At 72.2% G+C, this 21,102-nt stretch carries 19 protein-coding genes; 6 read left to right on the top strand and 13 right to left on the bottom strand.

Features of this window, described 5'->3' with window-relative positions:
- Nucleotides 1-3: 3 nt before the first annotated feature.
- From JJI54_RS08535 to JJI54_RS08515, 5 genes are read right to left on the bottom strand one after another with little or no spacing between them, the layout of a single operon-like run.
- Complete coding sequence (locus JJI54_RS08535; RefSeq protein WP_203072541.1) at nt 4-1,665, bottom strand: thiamine pyrophosphate-dependent enzyme; 1,662 nt, start codon at nt 1,663-1,665, stop codon at nt 4-6.
- On the bottom strand, nt 1,665-2,621 hold the full coding sequence (locus tag JJI54_RS08530) for a branched-chain amino acid transaminase (RefSeq protein WP_203072540.1): 957 nt from the start codon (nt 2,619-2,621) through the stop codon (nt 1,665-1,667). The genes JJI54_RS08535 and JJI54_RS08530 overlap by 1 nt, the downstream gene beginning before the upstream one ends.
- A complete protein-coding gene (locus JJI54_RS08525; protein WP_203072539.1) occupies nt 2,618-4,693 on the bottom strand; it encodes a hydantoinase/oxoprolinase family protein in 2,076 nt (691 codons plus the stop codon). Before JJI54_RS08525 ends, JJI54_RS08530 begins: the two co-directional genes overlap by 4 nt.
- Nucleotides 4,690-5,658 (bottom strand): Bug family tripartite tricarboxylate transporter substrate binding protein, encoded by a 969-nt coding sequence (locus tag JJI54_RS08520; protein ID WP_203072538.1) that lies wholly within the window; start codon nt 5,656-5,658, stop codon nt 4,690-4,692. Before JJI54_RS08520 ends, JJI54_RS08525 begins: the two co-directional genes overlap by 4 nt.
- Nucleotides 5,655-7,307, bottom strand: a complete 1,653-nt coding sequence (locus JJI54_RS08515; protein WP_203072537.1) for a hydantoinase B/oxoprolinase family protein — start codon at nt 7,305-7,307, stop codon at nt 5,655-5,657. Before JJI54_RS08515 ends, JJI54_RS08520 begins: the two co-directional genes overlap by 4 nt.
- A 76-nt stretch (nt 7,308-7,383) precedes the next feature.
- Between JJI54_RS08515 and JJI54_RS08510 the strand changes: the two genes are divergently transcribed.
- Nucleotides 7,384-8,277: a LysR substrate-binding domain-containing protein gene (locus JJI54_RS08510; RefSeq protein ID WP_203072536.1), complete on the top strand. Its 894-nt coding sequence runs from the start codon at nt 7,384-7,386 to the stop codon at nt 8,275-8,277.
- Here the strand turns inward: JJI54_RS08510 and JJI54_RS08505 are convergent.
- The 3 genes from JJI54_RS08505 to JJI54_RS08495 all read right to left on the bottom strand — a co-directional run bounded on the left by JJI54_RS08505 (nt 8,274) and on the right by JJI54_RS08495 (nt 12,159).
- The gene (locus tag JJI54_RS08505; RefSeq protein WP_203072535.1) at nt 8,274-9,509 is read right to left on the bottom strand and encodes an MFS transporter; all 1,236 of its coding nucleotides are present in this window, start codon (nt 9,507-9,509) and stop codon (nt 8,274-8,276) included. The genes JJI54_RS08510 and JJI54_RS08505 overlap by 4 nt on opposite strands.
- Before the next feature lie 82 nt (nt 9,510-9,591).
- Nucleotides 9,592-10,464: an isocitrate lyase/PEP mutase family protein gene (locus tag JJI54_RS08500; protein ID WP_203072534.1), complete on the bottom strand. Its 873-nt coding sequence runs from the start codon at nt 10,462-10,464 to the stop codon at nt 9,592-9,594.
- 189 nt (nt 10,465-10,653) lie between these two features.
- Entirely contained in the window at nt 10,654-12,159 is a 1,506-nt protein-coding gene (locus tag JJI54_RS08495; protein WP_203072533.1) for a Do family serine endopeptidase, read from the bottom strand.
- 121 nt (nt 12,160-12,280) lie between these two features.
- Here JJI54_RS08495 and JJI54_RS08490 point away from each other — a divergent pair, with 121 nt between their 5' ends.
- Together JJI54_RS08490 and JJI54_RS08485 are read left to right on the top strand one after the other, a co-directional pair.
- Nucleotides 12,281-12,955 carry a response regulator transcription factor gene (locus JJI54_RS08490; RefSeq protein WP_203072532.1) on the top strand — a complete coding sequence of 225 codons (675 nt, stop codon included), beginning with the start codon at nt 12,281-12,283 and terminating at the stop codon, nt 12,953-12,955.
- On the top strand, nt 12,952-14,250 hold the full coding sequence (locus JJI54_RS08485) for a sensor histidine kinase (RefSeq protein WP_203072531.1): 1,299 nt from the start codon (nt 12,952-12,954) through the stop codon (nt 14,248-14,250). The genes JJI54_RS08490 and JJI54_RS08485 overlap by 4 nt, the downstream gene beginning before the upstream one ends.
- Here the strand turns inward: JJI54_RS08485 and JJI54_RS08480 are convergent.
- The 3 genes from JJI54_RS08480 to JJI54_RS32945 are packed head-to-tail and all read right to left on the bottom strand — an operon-like array spanning nt 14,240 to nt 16,393.
- Nucleotides 14,240-15,025, bottom strand: a complete 786-nt coding sequence (locus tag JJI54_RS08480) for an FkbM family methyltransferase (RefSeq protein ID WP_203072530.1) — start codon at nt 15,023-15,025, stop codon at nt 14,240-14,242. The two genes, JJI54_RS08485 and JJI54_RS08480, sit on opposite strands and share 11 nt — an antisense overlap.
- Nucleotides 15,025-15,663 (bottom strand): hypothetical protein, encoded by a 639-nt coding sequence (locus JJI54_RS08475; protein WP_203072529.1) that lies wholly within the window; start codon nt 15,661-15,663, stop codon nt 15,025-15,027. The genes JJI54_RS08480 and JJI54_RS08475 overlap by 1 nt, the downstream gene beginning before the upstream one ends.
- 49 nt (nt 15,664-15,712) lie before the next feature.
- Complete coding sequence (locus tag JJI54_RS32945) at nt 15,713-16,393, bottom strand: Crp/Fnr family transcriptional regulator (RefSeq protein ID WP_203072528.1); 681 nt, start codon at nt 16,391-16,393, stop codon at nt 15,713-15,715.
- A gap of 247 nt (nt 16,394-16,640) precedes the next feature.
- On the opposite strand from JJI54_RS32945, the gene JJI54_RS08465 reads away from it, so the two are divergent.
- Genes JJI54_RS08465 through JJI54_RS08455 form a run of 3 tightly spaced genes read left to right on the top strand, consistent with a single transcriptional unit; the run spans nt 16,641 to nt 19,420 of the window.
- The gene (locus JJI54_RS08465; protein WP_203072527.1) at nt 16,641-17,621 is read left to right on the top strand and encodes an MBL fold metallo-hydrolase; all 981 of its coding nucleotides are present in this window, start codon (nt 16,641-16,643) and stop codon (nt 17,619-17,621) included.
- Nucleotides 17,622-17,627: 6 nt separating this feature from the next.
- Nucleotides 17,628-19,232, top strand: coding sequence for an FAD-dependent oxidoreductase (locus tag JJI54_RS08460; RefSeq protein WP_203072526.1), 1,605 nt, complete (start codon nt 17,628-17,630; stop codon nt 19,230-19,232).
- Nucleotides 19,229-19,420 (top strand): DUF2783 domain-containing protein, encoded by a 192-nt coding sequence (locus JJI54_RS08455; RefSeq protein WP_203072525.1) that lies wholly within the window; start codon nt 19,229-19,231, stop codon nt 19,418-19,420. Before JJI54_RS08460 ends, JJI54_RS08455 begins: the two co-directional genes overlap by 4 nt.
- A gap of 62 nt (nt 19,421-19,482) precedes the next feature.
- On the opposite strand, the gene JJI54_RS08450 is transcribed toward JJI54_RS08455, so the two are convergent.
- Complete coding sequence (locus tag JJI54_RS08450; RefSeq protein ID WP_203072524.1) at nt 19,483-20,169, bottom strand: DUF2939 domain-containing protein; 687 nt, start codon at nt 20,167-20,169, stop codon at nt 19,483-19,485.
- Nucleotides 20,170-20,487: 318 nt separating this feature from the next.
- On the bottom strand, nt 20,488-21,099 hold the full coding sequence (locus tag JJI54_RS08445; protein WP_203072523.1) for a hypothetical protein: 612 nt from the start codon (nt 21,097-21,099) through the stop codon (nt 20,488-20,490).
- Nucleotides 21,100-21,102 lie beyond the last annotated feature (3 nt).

Here is a 21,102-nt window from a genome sequence, read left to right as displayed (position 1 = left end):
GGGTCACGCCTTCCGGCGCCGGAAGGCCGTGACCTGCAGGGCGGAGGCATGGACATGCACCACCGCCGGCACGGACCTCGGCGCCAGGGCAGCGTCGAGGACCGGGGCGATGTCGTCCTCCGTCCGGATGGTGAATCCCTCCGCCCCGAAGGCGCGGCCCCAGGCGGCGAAATCGGGGTTCACCAGGTCCGCGGCATTGGCGAAGGGCCGGCCCGGGTAGCGGTTCTCGTGGTGCATGCCGATGGAGCCATAGGTCCGGTTGTCCGGGATCAGCAGCACCGGCGCGGCGCCATGGCGCATGGCGGTGGCGATCTCGTTCCCCGTCATCAGCGCGCCGCCATCGCCCGCCACCGCGATCACCTGGCGGCCGGGGTGGCGGATGCTGGCGGCGACCGCCATCGGCATGCCCGCCCCCATGCCGCCGACGGCGGAGCCCAGGAAGATCTGCCCCGGTTTGAAGGGGATGTGCCGGTGCACGAAACTCGTGAAATTGCCGGCATCCGTCGTCAGCACGGCATCGGCGGCCATGCGTTCCGCGACGCCCACGCAGACGGCGGCGAAGTTCACCCCATCCGGCGCGGCCTCCCAGCTCGGCACCGTCAGCTCCCGGTGGATGGCGTGCAGCCGCGCGATCCAGGCGCAGCGGCCGGAGGGATGCGCCGGCTTGCGTTCCAGCAGCGCCGCCACCACCGCGGCGGGATCGGCGCAGATGGCGAGGTCCGCGCGCCAGACGCGGTTCAGCTCGCTCGGGTCCGGCCAGACATGCACGAAGGGCATCTGCGGGTCGGGCGCGGTCGGCCAGGTCCAGGACTGGCTGACCACATCGGTCATGCGCTCGCCCAGCGCCACCAGCAGGTCAGCCTCCCGCATCTCCGCCATCAGCCGCGGCTGAACCCGGTTGCCGACATAGCCGGCATAGTGCGGGTGGTGGCTGTCGAAGAGGTGCGGCCGGCGATGGGTGGGGGAGACGGGAAGGCTCCAGGCCTCCGCGAAGCGCTTCAGCGCGGCCAGGGTCTCCGGCGGGCCATCCATCGCGCCGCCCACCAGCACCAGCGGGCGCTGCGCGGCGGCGAGGCGCCGCGCGAGTTCATCCATCTGCGCGGGTGAGGGTCCGGGCGTGGCGCGGGGGCGGGGCCTGGCCAGCGGCAGGTCATCCGCGGCCTCGTCCAGCACATCCTCCGGGAAGACGACGGCGACGGGGCCGGGCGTGCCGGATTCGGCGAGGTGGAAGGCGCGCGCGACGGCCTCGCTGGCCTGGGATGGCAGGTCCACATTGATGACGGCCTTGGTGATGTCGGCCAGCAGCTTGCCGTAGTCATGTTCCTGCAGCGCCTGGCGGCCGCGCTCGCGGCGCTCCACCTGGCCGATCAGCAGCACCATCGGCACCGCGTCGTGATGCGCCGTGTGCAGCCCGATCATGGCGTTGGAGACGCCGGGCCCGCGGGAGACGAGGCAGACGCCCGCGCGCCCCGCCCGCATGCGCCCATCCGCCACCGCCATGTACGCCGCGCCGCCCTCATGCCGGCAGACGACGAGACGCAATTGCGGCACATCGACCAGCGCATCCGTGAGCCCAAGAAAACTTTCGCCCGGCACGCAATACATCAGGTCGACGCCCTGGGCGGCGAGGCTTTCGGCGACAAGGCGCCCGACGCTGCGCCCCATCACTCCGCCGCCTGGCGCGTGGCCTCGGCGCCATAGACCGGCGTCAGCCAGTGCCTGTACTTCTCGACCTTGCCGCGCACCACGTCGAAGTAGAGCTTCTGCAACTGCTTCGTGATGGCGCCGGGCTTGCCATCCCCGATCGCGTAATGGTCGATGGAGGCGATGGGCAGCACCTCCGCGCCGCTGCCGCAGAAGAAGGCTTCCTCGCAGACATAGAGTTCGGAGCGGTCAATGTCGCGCTCCACCACCGTCAGGCCGAGTTCGCGCTCCGCCAGCTCCATCACCGTCTCCCGCGTGATGCTCTCCAGGATATCGGCGGTGACGGGCGGCGTGATGAGCTTGCCGCGGCGGACGATCATGATGCAGGCGCCGGGGCCTTCCGCCACCTTGCCCGCGGCGTTGAGCATGACGGGCGGGCCGAAGCCGTTCAGCCGCGCCTCCACATAGGCCAGGCGCGAATTGTGGTAGTTGCTGCCGGCCTTGATGCGGGATGGCGACGCCATGTCGCTGTTGCGCCGCCAGGTGCTGACGCAGGATTTCACGCCCGTCTCGATGGTCGGCTTGGACGGCATCGGGAAGGCGAGGATGAAGAAGCCCGTGCGGATCTCGCTCGGCAGGTAATGCGTCAGCTCGCCTTCCGCGAAATAGACGACGGGGCGGTAGTGGATCGTCTCCCGGTAGCCGCAGGCGCGGATGAGGTCGAGGGACGCGGCCTCGATCTGCGCATCCGTGTAGGGCACTTCCATGCGCATGATATGGGCGCCCTGGCGCAGCCTAGCGATGTGGTCGGCGTGTCGGAAGGTGTAGAGCTGGCCTTCCTCGGCGTTCCAATAGGCGCGGATGCCTTCGAAGACATTCTCGCCGCGCAGCACCGCCTCGGTCGAGATATGGATGGTGGCCTCGGCCCAGGGGACCAGCCTGCCATCGAGCCATGCGTGGCTGGCGGATTTGGTCATGCGGCGTCTCCTGCGAGGTCGATGATGATGTTGCCGTGGCTGTCGGCCATGAAGGTCGCGTCGGGGCCGATGACGATGGTGGATTCGCGTTCCTCCACCACCGCCGGTCCTGCATGGCGTTCTCCCGGGCGCAGCCGGTAGCGGTCATGCACCCGGCAGGGCGCCATGCCGGTCTCGGGGAACCAGACGGGGCGCTCGCCCTTCAGCGACTGGCCGTCGCCTGCCGCGCTGGATTCGGGCACGGAGGGGCGGGAGGCGGTGGCGTTGAGGCGCCAGGACAGCACCTCCATCGGCACGCCCGTGATGCGCCGGTCGAAGAGGCGCTGATAGGTATCGAGGAAGGCGGCCTCGACGCTGGCGGCATCGATGGCGTCGGGCAGTGGCACGGCGATGTCGAAGCCCTGGCCGGCATAGCGCATGTCCACGCTGCGGCGGAACGTCACGTCACCGGGCGCGGCGCCCGCATCCTCCAGCATCGACCGCGCCTCCGCCTCCATCGCCGCGAATTTTTGCGCGACGCCAGACCACTCCACGGCGTTCAAGCGCTGCACGCCGCTTCGCACCAGGTCGATCGCCGGCGCGGCGACCAGGAAGCCGAGCGCGGAGGCGACGCCAGCCCCCGCTGGCACGATCACGCGCGGCAGCTTCAAGAGCTTCGCCAACCCATAGGCATGCACGGGCCCCGCCCCGCCGAAGGCGAGCATGGCGTAGCGGCGGGGGTCGCGCCCCTTCTCCGCCACATACATGCGCGTCGCGGCCGCCATGTTCTCGTTCACGATGGCATGGATGCCGGCCGCGGCCTCCAGCACCGTGATGCCGAGCGGCTTCGCCAGGTGCTCCTCCATCGCGCGTTCCACCGCGCCACGGTCCAGCGCCATCTCGCCGCCGAGGAAGTATTCCGGCGAAAGGTAGCCGAGCAGCAGGTCCGCATCCGTCACGGTGGGGTGCGTGCCGCCGCGGGCGTAGCAGACCGGGCCGGGGACGGAGCCCGCGCTTTCCGGCCCCACCGTCAGCAGCCCCATGGCGCTGACCTGCGCGATGGAGCCGCCACCGGCGCCGATCTCGATGAGGTCGATCACCGGCACCTTCAGCGGCAGGCCCGATCCCTTGCGGAAGCGGCGCACGCGGGCGGCTTCGAAGACCGAGGCATGCTCGGCCTCCCCCTTCTCGATCAGGCACATCTTCGCGGTGGTGCCGCCCATGTCGAAGGAGATCATGTCGGCCACACCAGCGATGCGGCCGTGATGCATGGCCGCCGTGGCGCCGGCCGCGGGGCCGCTTTCGATCAGCTGCACGGGGTTGGCGCGGGAATAGCCGACCGTCGCGATGCCGCCGGCGGAGAGCATGAGATGCAGCGGGCCGCCGAGGCCCTTCGCCTTCAGCGCGGCCTCCAGCACCGCGAGGTAGCGGTCCATCAGCGGCGTGACATAGGCGTTCACGCAGGCGGTGTTGGCGCGTTCGTATTCGCGGATCTCCGGCGCCACGTCGGAGGAGAGCGTGACGGGCAGGCCGGGCAACTCCTCGGCCAGGATCGCGGCAGCGCGGCGTTCATGGCTGGCATCGAGGTAGCTGTGCAGGAAGCACACCGCCACCGCCTCCACCCCCTGCGCCTTCAGCGCGCGGGCGGCGTCGCGCACCTCATGCTCCGCCAGCGCCAGGCGTTCCGTGCCATGGGCATCGTGGCGCTGCGTCACCGCGTGGCGGCGCGGGCGCGGCACCAGCGGCTCCGGCTTCTCCAGGAACAGGTCATAGAGGTCGTAGCGCATCTCCCGCCCCATCTCGAGGCTGTCGCGGAAGCCGCGCGTGGTGATCAGGCCGATCCTCGCGCCCTTGCGCTCGATCACGATGTTGGTGACGAGCGTCGTGCCGTGGACGATCTGCCGGACATCGCCGATGCCGACACCGGCTTCCGCCAGCAGCCGGTCGAGCCCTTCCAGGATGGCGCGGCCGGGATCGTCGGGGGTGGTCAGGCGCTTGCCGGTCAGGACGCGCGATCGCGCCTCATCCACCAGCACGAAGTCGGTGAAGGTGCCGCCGACATCGACGCCGATGCGAACCGAAGGCGAGCTCATTCAGGCTTGATCCCCGCGGCCTGCACCACCTCACCCCATCGGCGCGTCTCGGATGCCAGCAGGGCACGGAACTCGGCGGGGCCAAGAGCGAGGCGGTTAAGGCCAAGGGAGGGCAGCCGCGCCGCCATCGCCTCGCTGGCCATGGAGGCGTCGATCGCGGCGACGAGTTGCGCCAGCACCGGCTCCGGGATGCCAAGCGGGCCGAGCACGCCCCACCAGAAGCCGGAGACGAGGTCGATGCCCTGCTCCTTCAGCGTCGGCACATCGGGCATGGCGGCGATGCGCTGTTCGGACGCGACGCCCACCACGCGGATCTGCCCGGACTGCACGAGGGGCGCCGCCGTCGCCAGCGCCATGATCGTCGCCTGCACGGTGCCCGAGAGCACGTCCTGCACCGCCGGCGCCGCGCCGCGATAGGGCACATGCGTGACGCGCACGCCGGACCGCATCTGCAGCAGTTCCAGGATGAGATGCGTGGAGCTGGCGACACCCGCCGAGGCGAAGTCGATCGCCGCCGGATTGGCGCGTGCAGCGGCCAGCAATTCGCCGAGCGTGCGATAGCGGGACTGCCCGCCGACCACGACCAGCGCCGGCGCGATGGCGAGCGCGGACACCGCCGTGAAATCCCGCGCCGCGTCGAAGGGCGCGGGGCGTCCGCCCGCGACCTGCACGGCGGGAATGGTGGCGAGCGGCGTATCGCCCAGCAGCAGCGTCGTGCCATCCGGCGCGCTGCGCATCACCGCCTCCGCCCCGATCTGGCTGCCCGCGCCGGCGCGGTTCTCCACCACCACGGGCTGGCCGAGACGCTCGCTCAGCGGCACGGAGAGCAGGCGCGCCAGCGTGTCCGATCCGCCGCCAGCGGCGAAGGGGACAATGAGGCGCACGGGCCGCGTGATCTGCGCCCGCGCCACGGCGGGCGCGGCCAGCACCAGGGCGGCGAAGGCACGGCGCGTGATGGTCATCATGGCGTCACCCCGTAATCCCGTTGCGCCCCCTCGGGCGAGACATAGCCATCCTCGACATCGCGCCGCACCGCGGCCGGATCGCGCGCCCGCGGGTCGCCATAGCCGCCACCGCCGCCGAGATGCATCAGCAGCCGGTCGCCGGGCTGCAGCGTGCTGCGCGACTTCGGATGCGGCTTGCGGCCATCCTGCAACTGCACCAGTGCCGGCGCGCCCGCCTGGCCGCCATCGAGGCCCCCGGCCGGATGCTTCATGCGGTCGGCGATCAGGGAGAGGCGCACGCTTTCCTGCGTCATCACCTCCAGCTCGATCTCCTGGCCCAACCCGCCGCGGAACTGCCCGGGCCCGCCGCTGTCCGGCATCAGGTCCTTCTTCCACACCAGGATCGGTGCCGAAGCCTCGAAGGCCTCGATGGAGCCGGAGCCGGAATTGGTCGGGAAGGCGGTGGTGTTGAGGCCATCGCGATGCGCCGCGGCGCCCATGCCGCCGCTGCCGAACAGCACCTGGCTGAAGCGGTCGCCATTGTTGTCACGGCCCGTATAGACCGGCCGCGGCGCGGGGCTCGCGCTATCCGCCACCACGATGCCGGGCACGATCTGCGCCAGGCACTGGTAGAGCGCGCCGGAGAGGAACAGCCCCGTCAGGTGCCGCGCATTCACCGCCGCCGGCCAGCGCGGGTTGAGGATGCTGCCCTCCGGCGCCGTGACCTCCACCGCGCGATAGCTGCCCTCGTTCCGCGGTGTCAGCGGATCCAGCGCGCATTTCAGCGGATAGACGGTGTAGGCGTAGGTGTAGTTCATCACGCTGTTGAGGCCGCGCGCGATCTGCGGCGAGGTGCCGGCATAGTCCACCGAAAGCCGGTCGCCCGCGATGGTCAGCGCGCATTGGATGCGCGTCTCCTGATCCTCGTAGCCATCCGCGTAGACCGTGCCGTGCCAGGTGCCGTCCGGCAGCGCCGCGATCGCCTTGCGCATCGCCGCATCGGCGCGGGATTGCAGCGTGGCCGACAGCGCGCGCAGGTCCTGCAGGCCGGTGTCATCGAGGAATTCCAGCACGCGCCGCGCGCAGACGCTGGTCGCCGTCACCTGCGCCTGGATGTCGCCCATCACCTGGTCGGGCACGCGGACATTGCCGCGGATGATGCGGGCGAGTTCGCGATTCTCCCGCCCCTCGATCAGGAACTTCGCGGGCGGGATGCGAAGGCCTTCCTCAAACACCTCCGTGCAATCCGCCGACCACAAGGTGCCGCCGATATCGGGCATGTGGGAGGTGGCGCCGGCGAAGCCCACCAGCGTGTCGCCCCGGAAGATCGGCTGGGCCATGGTGATGTCCAGCAGATGGCCCGTGCCCATCCAGGGATCGTTGGTGATGAGGCAGTCGCCGGGCCGCAGCTCCTCGCGGGGGATTTCCGCCAGCATGTGGCGCAGCGTCTTCGGCAGCAGGCCGACGAAGCTCGGGATGCCGATGCTGTTCTCCGCCAGGCTGTTGCCCTCCGCATCCATCAGCACCGTCGCGAAATCGTTGGATTCGCGGACGATGGTGGAGAAGGAGGTGCGCAGCAGCGCGGCCGCGGCCTCATCGGCGATGGAGATCAGCCGGCTCCAGAGGATCTGGAGCGTGACGGGATCGAAGCCGGGGGCCGGGGCGGTCATGCGGCGTCCTTCGTGGTTGGGCGCAGTCTGGGGCGGGGATGGCGGGGCGGAAAGGCGCGGGATAGGCTCGCCAGCCATGAGTTCAGCTCAAGGCATGGCCGGGTTGCCGCTGCAGGCGCTGCGGGCCTTCGATGCGGCGGCGCGGCACCTCAACATGGCGCGCGCGGCGGCGGAGCTTGGCGTGACGCAGGGCGCCATCAGCCGCCAGGTGAAGGCGCTGGAGGAGCGGCTGGCCGAGCCCCTCTTCACCCGCGGGCCGCGCGGCTTGCGGCTGACGGAGGCCGGCGATGTGCTGGCGGATTACGCCAGGCGGGGGCTGGAGACGCTGGAGAGCGGGCTGTTCCGCATCGGCCAGCCGCGCAGCCGCACGACCCTCGTCGTGAACGCCGCGCGCAGCTTCGCCATGCGCGTGCTGGCGCCGCGCATCGGCGATTTCGCCCGCGCCCATCCCTGGATCGACCTGCGGCTGGAGACGCATCGCTACTTCGCGCAGCTGCATGGCGCGGATGTCGATGTCGCGATCCGCACGGGGAATGGCGACTGGCCGGACTATGTCGTGCGGCGCCTGACGCGGGAGCAGATGCTGCCGGTCTGCACGCCCGCCTTGCGCGCCACCCTGCCCGACTCCGCCGCCGCCGCCCTGCCCCGCGCGACGCTGCTGCACTATGCGGAACGCCCCTATTGGCGCGCCTGGGCGGAGGCCGTGGGGATCGACCCTGCCCTCGTCGCGCCCGGCCCGCGCTTCGACGAGACGGCGATGGCGCTGGCGGCGGCGGAGGCCGGCCAGGGCATCGGCATCGGCTGGGGCGTGCTGGTGCGGGACGCCATCGCGGAAGGGCGCCTGGTGCGCGCCTTCGATGGCGTGATGGAGGACGGCACGGGCTACCACCTGGTGATGACGGAAATGGCGGCGCGGCGATCCACCGTGCAGGCGTTTTCGGAATGGCTGGCAAAGGCTCTCACGGCCTAGCGCAGCGCCGTATTCGCCGGCGCCTCCGCCGGCCAGAGATGCCGGCGCCAATGCAGCGCGATCGCCCCCGTGCAGATCAACCCAAGACTCGCATACATCGTGATGGTGCGGGCAAAACCCATCCATTCGATCAGCGGCCCCGCCACCAGCAGCCCGAGTGGCAGCCCATAGACGGCCAGGATGCGCAGCCCCATCACCCGCCCGCGGAACCGTTCCTCCGCGCAGCGCAGCAGGATCACGGACATCGGCACCAGGGCGAAACTCTGCACGAAGCCCGCCAGGCCCATCAGCACCAGCCCGGCGCGGGGATCGGTCACGGCGGCGAAGGCGATCAGCAGCGGGAACCAGATGGCGCAGGCCACCAGCATCACCCGTCCCGGAAAGGCCACGCCGCCGCGCCCGATCATCACCAGCGACCCCAGCAGCCCGCCCCCCGCGAAGCAGGCGATGAGGTAGCCGAGCACGGTGCGGTCCACGCCATAGACCTCCCGCGCCACATAGGGCAGCAGCCCGCCGGAGACGGGATAGGCCAGCAGGTTGACGAGGAAGGCGAGCAGGATCGCCGCCATCAGCGGCGGCGTGTCGCGCAGATGGCCGAAGCCGTCGCGCAATTCCCGCAGCGGCGAGGCCGGCGCCGCCGCGACGCGACGCACCGCGGGCACCGCCAGCGTCAGGCCGAGGCTGACCAGGTACAGCAGCACCACGATGGCATAGGTCGCGCCGATGCCGAGCGCCGCGACCAGCCCCGCCCCCGCCAGCGCGCCCATCACGCGGGCCGTATCGGCGGTGGTGCGAGAGATGCCCATCGCCGCCGGCATCTGCGGCGCCGGCACGCTGGCCGCAATCAGCGCGTTGCGCATGCCCATGTCGGAAGGCCGCACCAGCCCCGCCACGGCCGCCACTGCCATCACGGCCAGCGGCGACATGGTTCCCGTCAGCGCCATCACGCCGATGACGGAGGCCAGCACCGCATAGAGCCCGCGCATCACGCAGAGCACGCCGCGATGGCCGAGCCGGTCGCCCATCACGCCGAACATGGGCGAGACCAGCGTGCCGAGATACTGGACGGAGGCGAAGGCCGTCAGCCAGACGACCGATCCCGTGCTGACCAGGATGTACCAGCCCAGCACCAGGGTCTCCATCTCGAAGCCCCAGGAGGTCGCGATATCGGCGGGAAACTGCCGCCGGAAGCCCTTCTGGCGGAAGGGCGCAAGGCCGGCCAGGCGCCTCATGCGCGCGCGGCGCCGCTGGCGCGCCCTGCCCTATCCGTTTCCTCCGTCATTCCGCGCAGTATGCGGGAATGGCGGCGCGCGCCTACCCCCCGAGGAAGTCGCGGATCGCCGCGTCGTAATGGGGCTCCCGCTGCAGCCGCTTCATCGTCGCGGCATCGGGCAGGCCCGGCAGGTCCTTCGGCGCCACGCCATCGCGCAGCGCCTGCAGCGTGTCCCGCATGGCCTTCACCGCGGCGGGGAAGGTGTGGTGGCCCTGCAACGCCACGCGCGCGCCATGCGCGGCCAGCACCGGGGCACCACCGATCCCCGCCCTGGCGCTGCCGACCAGCAGCGGCAGGCCCGTGGCGTCCCGCAACGCATCCAGCTGCGCCAGGTCCGACAGCCCCGTGACGAAGATGCCGTCCGCGCCCGCCTGCGCATAGGCCCGCGCGCGGGCGATCGCGTCAGCGGTCGAGGTGACGCCGAGCGCGCCGGTGCGCGCCACCACCACCAGGGATGGATCGCTCCGCGCCGCCAGCGCCGCGCGGATTTTTCCGAGCCCCTCCTCCAGCGGCAGCAGCGCGGTGGCGTCGGGCCCGTAGGGGCGGGGCAGCAGCGTGTCCTCGATGGTCAGCGCGGCGACGCCCGCGGCCTCCAGCTCCTCCACCGTGCGCATGACGTTCAGCGCATTGCCGAAGCCGTGGTCCGCATCCACCAGCAGCGGCGGCGCGCCCGCCCGCGTGATGCGCCGCACCAGGTCGGCCAGTTCCGTCAGCGTCAGGATGATGTGGTCCGGCGCGCCGAGCACCGCCTGGGAGGCGACGGAGCCGCCGAGGATCGCCGTCTCGAACCCGATCTCGGCGGCGATGCGGCCGGAGATGGCATCGAAGACGGAGGCCGGGTGCACGCAGGAATCACCCGCCAGGATGGCGCGGAAGGCCTGGCGGCGTGCTGTGGCATTCATGGTGGTGGACATTCCCTGCATCGCGTTCGGGGCGGGGCGGCGGCAGGTCGGAAACGGCGCGAGGGGGCCGCGCAGGATCGCCGCGCCCCCCTCACCCGATCCTCTCCCCCTCCCCGGGGGGAGAGGGCTCATCGATCTGTCGCGGTCACCCTGCCATTCGACGGCCAGGGTAGCGGCGAAGACCGCGCGGCCGGAACCCCATCAGCCCGCGTTCAGCGGCAGGGCGATGAAGGCGCGGCCGCCGTCCCGCGCCACCTGCAGCGCGATGGCCGGGCGCCCCGCGCTGCGGGCCGCGGCGACGGCCTGGCTGACATCCTCCGGCCGGCGCACCTCGCGCTCACCCGCCCGCAGGATCACGTCGCCCGCCTGCAGGCCCCGCGTGGCGGCGATGCTGCCGGGCTCCACCGCGGCCACCGTCACGCCATCGCCCGCCTTGCCGGTGGACAGGCGCAGGCCGAGCGAGGCCTGGCGCGGCGCCTCCGCCCCGCCGGCGCGGGCCTCCTGCCGCGGGGCCTCCCGCTGGCCGAGCGTCACGGCCTGCTCCACCCGCTGGCCGTCGCGCAGCAGGGTGAGCGTGGCCGTGGAACGCGGCGAGGCCTCCGCCACCGCCACCGCCAGGTCCCGCGCCACGGCGACCGGGCGGCCATCGATGCCGACCACCACGTCCCCCGCCTTCACGCCGGCGGCGGCGGCGGGGCTGCCGGGCTCCACCCCCGCCACCAGCACGCCCCGCGTATCCGGCAGGCGCAGCGCGCTGGCCAGTTCCGCGTTCAGCGGCTGCATGGAGACGCCGAGCCAGCCGCGGGCCACGCGGCCATCCTGCTGCAGGTCCGTGATGACATGGCGCGCCATCCGCGCCGGCACCGCGAAGCCGATGCCGACATTGCCGCCCGCCGGCGCATAGATGGCGGTGTTGATGCCGACCACCTCACCATTCGCATTGAACAGTGGGCCGCCCGAATTGCCCGGGTTGATCGGGGCATCGGTCTGGATGAAGTCGTCATAGGGCCCGGCGCCGATCTGCCGGCCGCGGGCGGAGACGATGCCCGCCGTCACGCTGCCGCCCAGGCCGAAGGGATTGCCCATGGCCACCACCCAGTCGCCGACGCGGAGCTGGTCGCTATCGCCCCAGGTCACGGCGGGCAGCGGGCCGCCCGCTTCCACCTTCAGCAGCGCCAGATCCGTCTGCGGGTCCGTGCCGATGACACGGGCGGGCAGTTCGCGTCCATCGGTCAGCTCCACCTTCACGGCGGAGGCCTCCCCCACCACGTGGTTGTTGGTGACGATGTAGCCGGCGGCATCGATGATGAAGCCGCTGCCCTGGCCGACGCTGCGGCGTTGTTCGCCCCGCTGTTCGCCGCGCGGCGCGCGCTGGCCACGCTCGAACTGGCGGAAGAACTGTTCCAGCGGCGTGCCGCGCAGCTCCGGCGGGATCTCGACGGAGGCTGGCGTCGCCTCCACCTGGCCGGTCACGGTCACGCGCACCACGGAGGGCGCGACGCGGGCGGCGAGGTCCGCGAAGCCCTGTGGGCCGCGCTGATGCGGCAGCACCACGGCCGGGGCGCCCGGCGCCGTCGTCTGGGCGCTGCCGGCCATCGGCAGCGTCGTCAGCGCCGTGGTGCCCAAGGCCAGGGCCAGGAAACCGGCGGCCCAGAAATGCCGCTTCCCGCCGGGGGCCTTGCGGGCGGGCTGGGACTTGTCGCTCATGGTGTATCCCTCTGCGAAGCGTCCCTCCCTGAACGGGAAGGCGTGTCGTGGAGGTAGCGGGCCGCCCTCTCGGGCTGCTCGCGGCAGGCATACGGATCGGTAAGGTCGAAGGGGGCGCGGGTTGCGGATCCTGCTGGTGGAGGATGATGCGGGCACGGCCGCCGACATCGCCCGCGCGCTGGGTGCGGCGGGGCACCTGGTCAGCCATGTCGCCGATGGCAGGCAGGGGCTGATGGAGGCGATCGGCGGGGGGTTCGAGGTGCTGGTGGTGGACCGCATGCTGCCGGGCCTGGATGGGCTCGGCCTGGTCCGCGCGCTGCGCGCCGCCGGCATCGCCACCCCCGCCCTGATGCTGACCGCCCGAGGATCGTTGAACGACCGCGTGGAAGGCCTGGATGCCGGCGCGGATGACTACCTCGCGAAACCCTTCGCGCTGCCGGAGCTGCTGGCGCGCGTGCACGCGCTGGGCCGCCGCCCCGCCGCCATGGCGCAGGAGGCGACGGCGCTGCGCGTGGCCGACCTGGAGATGGACCTGCTGCGCCGCACCGTCACGCGCGCGGGCCAGCGGATCGACCTGCAGCCGCGCGAATGGCGGCTGCTCGAATACCTGCTGCGCCATGCCGGGCGCGTGGTCACGCGCAGCATGCTGCTGGAAGGCGTCTGGGACATCCATTTCGACCCGCGCACCTCCGTGGTGGAGACGCATGTCAGCCGGCTGCGCGCCAAGCTCGGGGAGCCGCATCTGATCCAGACGCTGCGCGGCGCGGGCTACACCATCCGGCCGCCCGATCCATGACCGCGCTGCGCCGCTGGGCCGGCACCACGGGCTTCCGCATCACGCTGCTGCACCTGGCCCTCACGCTGCTCGGCACGGCGCTGCTCGCGGGCATCGGCTACTGGGCGACCTCGCGCTTCGCCGTGCGGCAGATCGCGGCCGAGATCGAGCGCGATGTCGGCGTGCTGCTGAACGCCGCGCGGCTTGGCGGCGTGCCCTCCCTCGCGCTGTCGATCGAGGCGCGGATCGCCGCCGACCGGGGCGGCACGCAGTTCTTCCTGCTGTCGGGCCCCGATGGCGGGCGCATCGCCGGCAACCTCGCCGTGGCACCTCGCCAGGCCGGCTGGTCGAGCATCGAGGTCGATACGGCGCGGGAGGACAGCGTGATGCTGGCCTTCGGCACCGCGCTCCCCGCCAACCACTTTCTTCTGGTGGGCCGCGACCTGGCGCCGGTCAGGGCTCTGGAGGCGCAATTGCTGGGCGCCGCCGGCTGGGTGGGCGGCGCGGCCATCCTGCTGGCGCTGGGCGGCGGGCTGCTGGTGGGCCGCGGCGTCGCCCGCCGCGCCGCCAGCATGGAACGCGCCCTGGCGCAGGTGGAGGAGGGGCGGATGGAGGTGCGGCTCGCGGCCCGCCCCGGCGGCGACGAGTTCGACCAGCTGGCGCGGCGCGTGAACGCGACGCTGGACCGCCTGCAGCTCACCATGGCCGCGCTGCGGCAGGTCAGCGACGACATCGCGCATGACCTGCGCACGCCCCTCACCCGCCTGCGCCGCCGGCTGGAATCGATGGAGGGGGCGGAGGAAGCCGTCGCGGAATGCGACCGCATCCTCGACATCTTCGCCGCCCTGCTGCGCATCGCGGAGGTCGAGAGCGGCGCCCGCCGCGCGGCCTTCGCGCCGGTGGCGCTGGATGAGGTCTGCGCCACCGTCGCCGAACTCTACGCCCCCGCGGCGCAGGAGCGCGGGCAGATCCTGGTGGCGCGGATCGACCATGGCGCGGTCATCCAGGGCGACCGTGAATTGCTGGTGCAGATGCTGGCCAACCTGGTGGAGAACGCCATCCGCCACGGCCGCGCGGATGGCACGGTGCGCCTGGCGCTGGAGGATCGCGCGATCACCATCGCCGATGACGGGCCGGGCATCCCGGCGGAGGCGCGCGGCCAGGTGTTCCGCCGCTTCCATCGCCTGGATGCCGCGCGGGCCACGCCGGGCACGGGGCTCGGCCTTGCGCTGGTGGCGGCGGTGGCGGAGCTGCACGGGATGCGCATCGCGCTCGAGGATGCGGCCCCGGGCCTGCGCGTGCGCCTTACGTGGTGAGCGGCGGGTCCTGCTGCGCCTGCGCCAGCCGCAGCAGGTTGCGGTTTTCCGCCGGCACCGCCAGGAAGTCGAAGACGCCGGGCAGGCGATCCGCGCGCAGGAAGCGGTCCTTCACCCGCAGCGGGTTGCCGATGATGTCGAACAGCGCGTAGCGCCGCGCCTCGAACCAGTCGAAGACCGCGGCGGGATCGACGCCATAGGCGCCATAGGCGCGGCGGCCGAATTCGAAGCTGATGGCGGGGCGGTGGCGGTCCAGCAGCCCCTGCGCCCCCCGCAGCGCGTCGAACTCGCCGCCCTCGATGTCGAGCTTGATGTAGGCGAGGCCCGGCAGGTGCGGCAGCAGCCAGTCGAGCCGCACGGTGTGCACGCCGATGCGCCGCGTGGTGACATCGGGCTGGTCGTAGTCCCGCTGGCGCAGGCCGCTATAGCCCGGCGTTTCCACCGCGATGATGAATTCGGCGATGCCGTTCTCCGCCGCCGCCGCGCATTCATGCAGCATGACGAAGGACAGCGCGGGGTCGGCGGCGATGCGCGCGCGCAGCCCGGCCGCCATGTCCGGGTTGGGCTCGATCGCGTGCAGCGCGGCACCGGGGCCGGCGATGGCGGCGGCGATGGGGAAGGTGTGCTTGCCCTTGAAGGCGCCGACATCGATGGCCGTGTCGCCCGGCTTCAGGAAGCCGGTGTAGAAGCGGCGCAGCAGCGCCTCGAAATCCGGCGGATCGCCGGCCTGGCGCCGGTCCCGCAGCGCGCGGTACTGCTCCGCCAGCGACGCCATCAGGGGAAGACCACGTTCACCAGCTGGCAGGTGTCCACGGCGCGGCGTTCCTCCGGCCGGCCATCCATCCAGACGATGCGGATATCGTTCACGCAATCGCCCTGCGGCAGCTGCACGGGCAGGTGCTGGCCGATGGGCAGCGTGTTCTGGCCCAGGCGATCCGGCCCCCAGTCATTGTCCCGGGCGGAGGAGACGTAGATCTCCCGGATCGCGGCCCGGCCGCGATTCACCAGGTTGAAGGACGGGTTGCCCCCCGGGTTCGGCGATGCGCCCGCCTGGGGCGCGCGCGGCGCGGCGGTGCCGAAGACCATCTCCGTGATCGCGCAGGTATCCTGGTTGCGCCGTTCCTCCGGCCGGCCATCCGCATAGACCACGCGGATATCCTGCCGGCAGCCGGCGGAGGGCGCGATGCGCACGGGGAAGCTCCGCCCATTCGCCAGGGTGGACTGGCCCAGCAGGTCGCGGCCCCAGTTCGGCTCCCGCGTCGGGGAGACGTAGATCTCGTTGATCACCTGGCCGCTGCGGTTGACCAGGGTGAAGGACGGGTCGCCCTGCTGCGCCTGCGCCTGCGCCGGCGGCACGGCCAGCAGCAGCAGCGGCAGCAGGGCGGCCAGTCGGCGCAGCAGGGACGGCATCATGGTCGGCATCCGGAGCGGTCTCGGGCCGGAAAGCTAGCCCGGCCGCCCCTCACACCGCCAGGGTGCGCGCCAGCATGCCGGGCTGCGCGGGGCCCGACCAGCCGGCCATGTCCTCCAGCGCCTCCCGGTCCAGGATCTCGAGCCGCCCCTTGTTCAGCGTCGCGATCCCGTCCTTCCGCATGGCGGCCAGCGCCCGGTTGGCGTGTTCCACCGAGAGGCCCAGCGCATCCGCCAGATGCGCCTGCTTCAGCGGCACGGCGGCGCCGCGGGCATCCGCCCCGCCGCGGCGCGCCAGCCGCCCGTGCAGTTCCAGCAGCAGATGCGCGACGCGCCCCGCCGCATCCCGCCGGCCGAGGCTGGTCAGGCGTTCGCGCATCCGGGCGCGGTCGCGCGTCAGCCCCTCGGCGTAGGACAGGGCGAGGCCCGGGTCGCGGCCCATGAACTCGCACAGCCGGTCGCGCGCGAGGATGCAGAAGGAGGCATCGGTCAGCGCCTCCACCTCCGCGCCATCCTCGCTGCGCTCCACCAGGTCGCCGGGCAGGTGGAAGTCCAGCACCTGGCGGCGGCCATCGGGCGTCGCGGTCCAGGAGAAGGCCCAGCCGGCATAGAGGGTGAAGACGCTGTCATGGATCGCTTCCCCGGCCCGCACCAGGCGCACGCCCGACCGGACCTTCGCGATCTCACCGACCCGGGCCTGCGGCACAACCCTGAACAGGGCGAAGGGTCGCACGGCACAGGCGGCGCAGGAGCCAGGCAGAGGCGTCAGGCTCGCATTTCTGGTCATTGTTCCCCGTCGATCAGGCACCCCGCCGGCGCCATCCAACGCTTGCAGGGTAGCCGCGCGGGAACTTGATTGGAATGGTGATTTACTTCATGCAGAACGCTCCCGGAATGGGAAAGTCGTTGCCATGGCTCAGGCTTGCGCTTGATCCGCGCCGGGCCCATGCCACCCTTGCAAGCACCGCGGAGGAAGCCCCATGTCCGGATTCGCATCGGCGAACGACCTGGCCGAGAAGACCGTCTCATTCGACGAGCTGGGCCCGGGCCTCTTCGCCTATACCGCCGAGGGCGATCCCAATTCCGGCGTGATCGTGGGGCCCGACGGCGTGGTGGTGGTGGATGCGCAGGCAACGCCCGCCATGGCGCAGGACGTGATGGCCCGCATCGCCACCGTCACGCCGCGCCATGTCGGCCAGGTGGTGCTGACGCATTACCACGCGGTCCGCGTGCTCGGCGCCTCCGGCTACGGCAACCCCGTCATCATCGCCAGCGAGGCGACGCGCGACCTGATCGTGGAACGCGGCCGGCAGGACATGGACAGCGAGATCGGCCGCTTCCCCCGCCTGTTCCGGGGGAAGGAGAGCATCCCCGGCCTCACCTGGCCGACGCACAGCTTCGACAAGCGCATGACCCTGTGGCTGGGCGACCGGGAAGCGCAGATCATCCATGTCGGCCGCAGCCACACCGCCGGCGACACGGTGGTCTGGCTGCCGAAGGAGAAGGTGCTCTTCGCCGGGGATACGGTGGAGTTCGGCGCCACCCCCTATTGCGGCGACGCGCATTTCGCGGACTGGTCGAGGACGCTCGATGCGGTCGCGGCGCTGGGGGCGGAGCGGATGGTGCCCGGCCGCGGCCGCGCGCTGATGACGAAGGATGATTGCCGCGACGCGATCGAGGGCACGCGGTCCTTCACCACGGACCTCTTCACCCGGGTGCGCGAAGGCGTGGCCAAGGGCTGGGGGCTGAAGGAGATCTACGACGACACCATGGGCTTCATGCGCCCGAAATACGGGTCCTGGGTGATCTTCGAGCACTGCATGCCCTTCAACGTGACCCGCGCCTTCGACGAGGCGAAGGGCCTGGACCATCCGCGCATCTGGACGGCGGAACGCGACGTGGAGATGTGGCGCGCGCTGGAACACGGCACGGCGATGAAGAGCGCGGAGGTGCATGGCTGAGGCGCCATGCCCACCCACGCCAACCCCCGCTACGCCGCGCCGCCGCCGCCCGCCGGCCCCGAAGCCCGCGGCGTCGTCGTGGTGGGCGCCGGGCTGGTCGGGCTGACGCTGGCGCTGGACCTGGCGCGCCACGGCATCCCCGTGACGGTGCTGGATGATGACGACACCGTCTCCACCGGCTCCCGCGCCATCTGCTTCGCCAAGCGGACGCTGGAGATCTATGGCCGGCTCGGGCTCGGCGAGAAGCTCCGCGCCAAGGGCGTGACCTGGAAGACCGGCCGCGTCTTCCACCGCGACCAGGAAGCCTATGAATTCGACCTGCTGCCGGAGCAGGGCCATGAATACCCGGCCTTCGTGAACCTGCAGCAGTACTACGTCGAGGAATGGCTGGTGGAGGCCTGCGTGGAGGCGGGCGTCGATCTCCGCTGGAAGCACCGCGTGGCCGGCATCGAGCCCGGCGCGGACCGCGTCGCGCTCTCGGTCGAGGCGCCCGGCGGCGCCTACACCCTCACGACCGATTGGCTGCTGGCCTGCGACGGCGCCCGCTCCCCGCTGCGGGAGGCGATGGGCCTGCCCTTCACCGGCCAGGTCTTCCGCGACCGCTTCCTGATCGCGGACGTGGTGATCAAGGGCGACGTGGCCTTCCCGACCGAACGCTGGTTCTGGTTCGACCCGCCCTTCCATCCCGGGCAGTCCGTGCTTCTGCATAAGCAGCCCGACGATGTCTGGCGCATCGATTTCCAGCTGGGCTGGGATGCCGATCCGGAGGCCGAGAAGCATCCCGACCGCGTCATCCCCCGCGTCCGCGCCATGCTGGGCCCCGACGTGCCCTTCGAGCTGGAATGGGTCAGCGTCTATACCTTCCGCTGCCGGCGCCTCGAGAAATTCCGGCATGGCCGCGTGATCTTCGCCGGCGACAGCGCGCACCAGGTCAGCCCCTTCGGCGCGCGTGGCGGCAATGGCGGGGTGCAGGATGCCGACAACCTCGCCTGGAAGCTCGCCGCCGTGCTGCGGGGGGCGGCGCCGGAGCGGCTGCTCGACAGCTACGATGCCGAACGCGTGCCCGCGACGGACGAGAACATCCTCAACTCCACCCGCAGCACCGACTTCATCACGCCGAAATCGGAGGGCGCGCGCGCCTGGCGGGACGCCGTGCTGGAACTGGCGCGGGACCACGCCTTCGCCCGCCCGCTGGTGAATTCCGGCCGCCTGTCCCGCCCCGCGACGCTGGCGGGCAGCCCGCTGAACAGCGCGGATTCCGGGCATTGGGGCGGCGGCGCGGTGCCGGGCGCGCCGGCGCCGGATGCGCCGGTGATGCGGGACGGCCAGCCGGACTGGCTGCTGCGCCATCTCGGCCGCGATTTCTGCCTGGTGGTCTTCGATGCCGTCTGGGCACCGACGCTGCCCGGGCTGCGCACCCTGTTCGTGACGGCGGAGGAGACGCCCGGCGCGCTCTGGGACCATAGCGGCCTGGCCGCCGCGCGCTACGGCGCGCCGCCCGGCGGCGCCGTGCTGCTGCGGCCGGACCAGCACATCGCGGCCCGCTTCGCCGCGCTCGACGAGGCCTCGGTCAGCGCCGCGATCGACCGCGCGATGGGGAGATCACCATGAGCCTCGACACCTCACCCCGGCTCCAGGACCCGGACGGCTTCCTCGCCCTGGTCATGGAGGCGCATCGCGGCCTGGATGCCGAGGCCGCGCGGCGCTTCGATGCGCGCCTCGCCCTCATCCTCGCCAACCATGTCGGCGACATGGCGGTGCTGCGGGAGGCGATCGCCCTCGCCCGCGGGATGCGCTGAGCCGCCCATCCGCCGCAGCCAGGCGGGCCAGAGGGGCGGCGGCAGGGTCATTGCCGCCATGGTCAGCGCATCGCGCTCAGGCGCAGCGCCGGGCCGGGGCCGATGGCGGGGGCCGCCTGGTCCAGCCGCACGCCCGTCACCTGCCAGCGCGGGGCCAGCCCCTCCTGCTTCAGCTCCAGCTGCAGCGTGATGGGGGAGGCCGCGCCATGCAGCGGCATCTCGAACCGGGTCAGGCCGACCGGCGCGGCGCGGCGCAGGCCCTCCGCCGTGGTGCCGGGGCGGACGCCGCGGGCGCGCGCCACCTCGGTCAGCGCGGCGGGGGTGGCCCAGCCGGCGGCGATGTCATCGGCCATGGCGGTGAGGAAGGCGTGCGCCTGCTCGCCTTCCGCCACCGCGGGGTTCAGGGCGGCGCGCACCGCGCCCTGCAGGGCGACGGGGTCCAGGTGGCGCGCCAGGCCGGCATGGTCCCGCCCCTCCAGCGCCGCGGCCAGGTGCCAGGCGGTGGCATAGGGGGCGCCGAGCCAGGCCAGCGCCGCCAGGGGCAGCACGGCCCAGGCCATGGCGCGGCCGAGCCGGGCGCCGATCCGCGGGCCGGCGGAAGCCGGGGCGGGGTCCGCGCCGAAGGAGGGGCGCGGGGGCAGGGAAGCGGGCGCAGGCGGGGGCGGCGGCGCGGGGTTGCGCGCGTCATACTCCCTCCAGACCTGGTCCCACTCGGTGTCCGACATCATGGCCCGCCGCCGCGTGTTCATCGCCCGATCCGCACGTTAAAGTTGTGCTAACGGCAATCAAGGCCATTAACGCAACTTTTTGGTGTAGTTCCCGGCGCGATACATCCCGTGGCGATCCGCGGGGCGGGTCGCGCAGGGGGCCGTTCTGGCGGCGTCAGGAACGAGACAGGACGCGGTCCTGTTTCTCGACCTGAGATTGCGCAGCGATTTCTGGGAAAACCGTTAACGCGAGATGGCGGACCGTCTCAAAGTCGAGAATCACGCCATTTCGCGAAACCACGTCTCACGAGGCGCCGGGCCGCCTGGCCGCGACCCGCGCGATCACAGATTCGGGAGCGCTCAGCGCGGCAGGACCAGCCGCGCCTCCAGCTCGGCGAAGGCCCGGCCCAGCGCCACCTCCATCGCCTGCGCCTGCTGCGGCGGCGTCGCACCGGCCGGCACGGGCGCTGTGCCGGTCGCCTCCAGCGTGGCGAGGACGCGGGAAGCCAGGCGTTCCTCCCGCAGCAGTACCGCGGCGATGGCGGCGCGCGCCTCCCCGGCCTGGCCGGCCTGGGCGGGGGGTGCGGTCTCCAGCACCGTGAGCTGCGATTCCAGCACGAAATCCGCATCCGCCCGCGTGCCCGCCTGCACCACCGCGGCGAAGCGGCCGCTGGCCTGCAGCCAGGCGCGCAGCGCGGCATCGGCCAGGTCGGCCGGCGGCGCGATCCATTCCTCATAGGGCAGGAATTCGTAGGCGCCGTCCGGCCGGGCGCGCCGCAGGCCGAGGTCCTGCAACCCCGGCACCGCCCGCATCCGCCGCTGCAGCAGCACCGGCGCACCGCGCGGGGCATCGAGCGTGGCCGGGCGGCGCGGCGCCAGCGCGTAGCGGCGGACCGGCACGTTGGGCCGTTCCGGCAGGATGCTGCACGCGCCCAGCAGGACGGGGGCAGCCAGCAGGAGGCGCCGCCTCATCGC

The sequence above is a fragment of the Falsiroseomonas ponticola genome, assembly GCF_016805305.1.
Taxonomy (GTDB): Bacteria; Pseudomonadota; Alphaproteobacteria; order Acetobacterales; family Acetobacteraceae; genus Falsiroseomonas; species Falsiroseomonas ponticola.
Note: the sequence above shows the minus strand (reverse complement) of the source record. Positions and strands in the feature narration are given on the sequence as shown.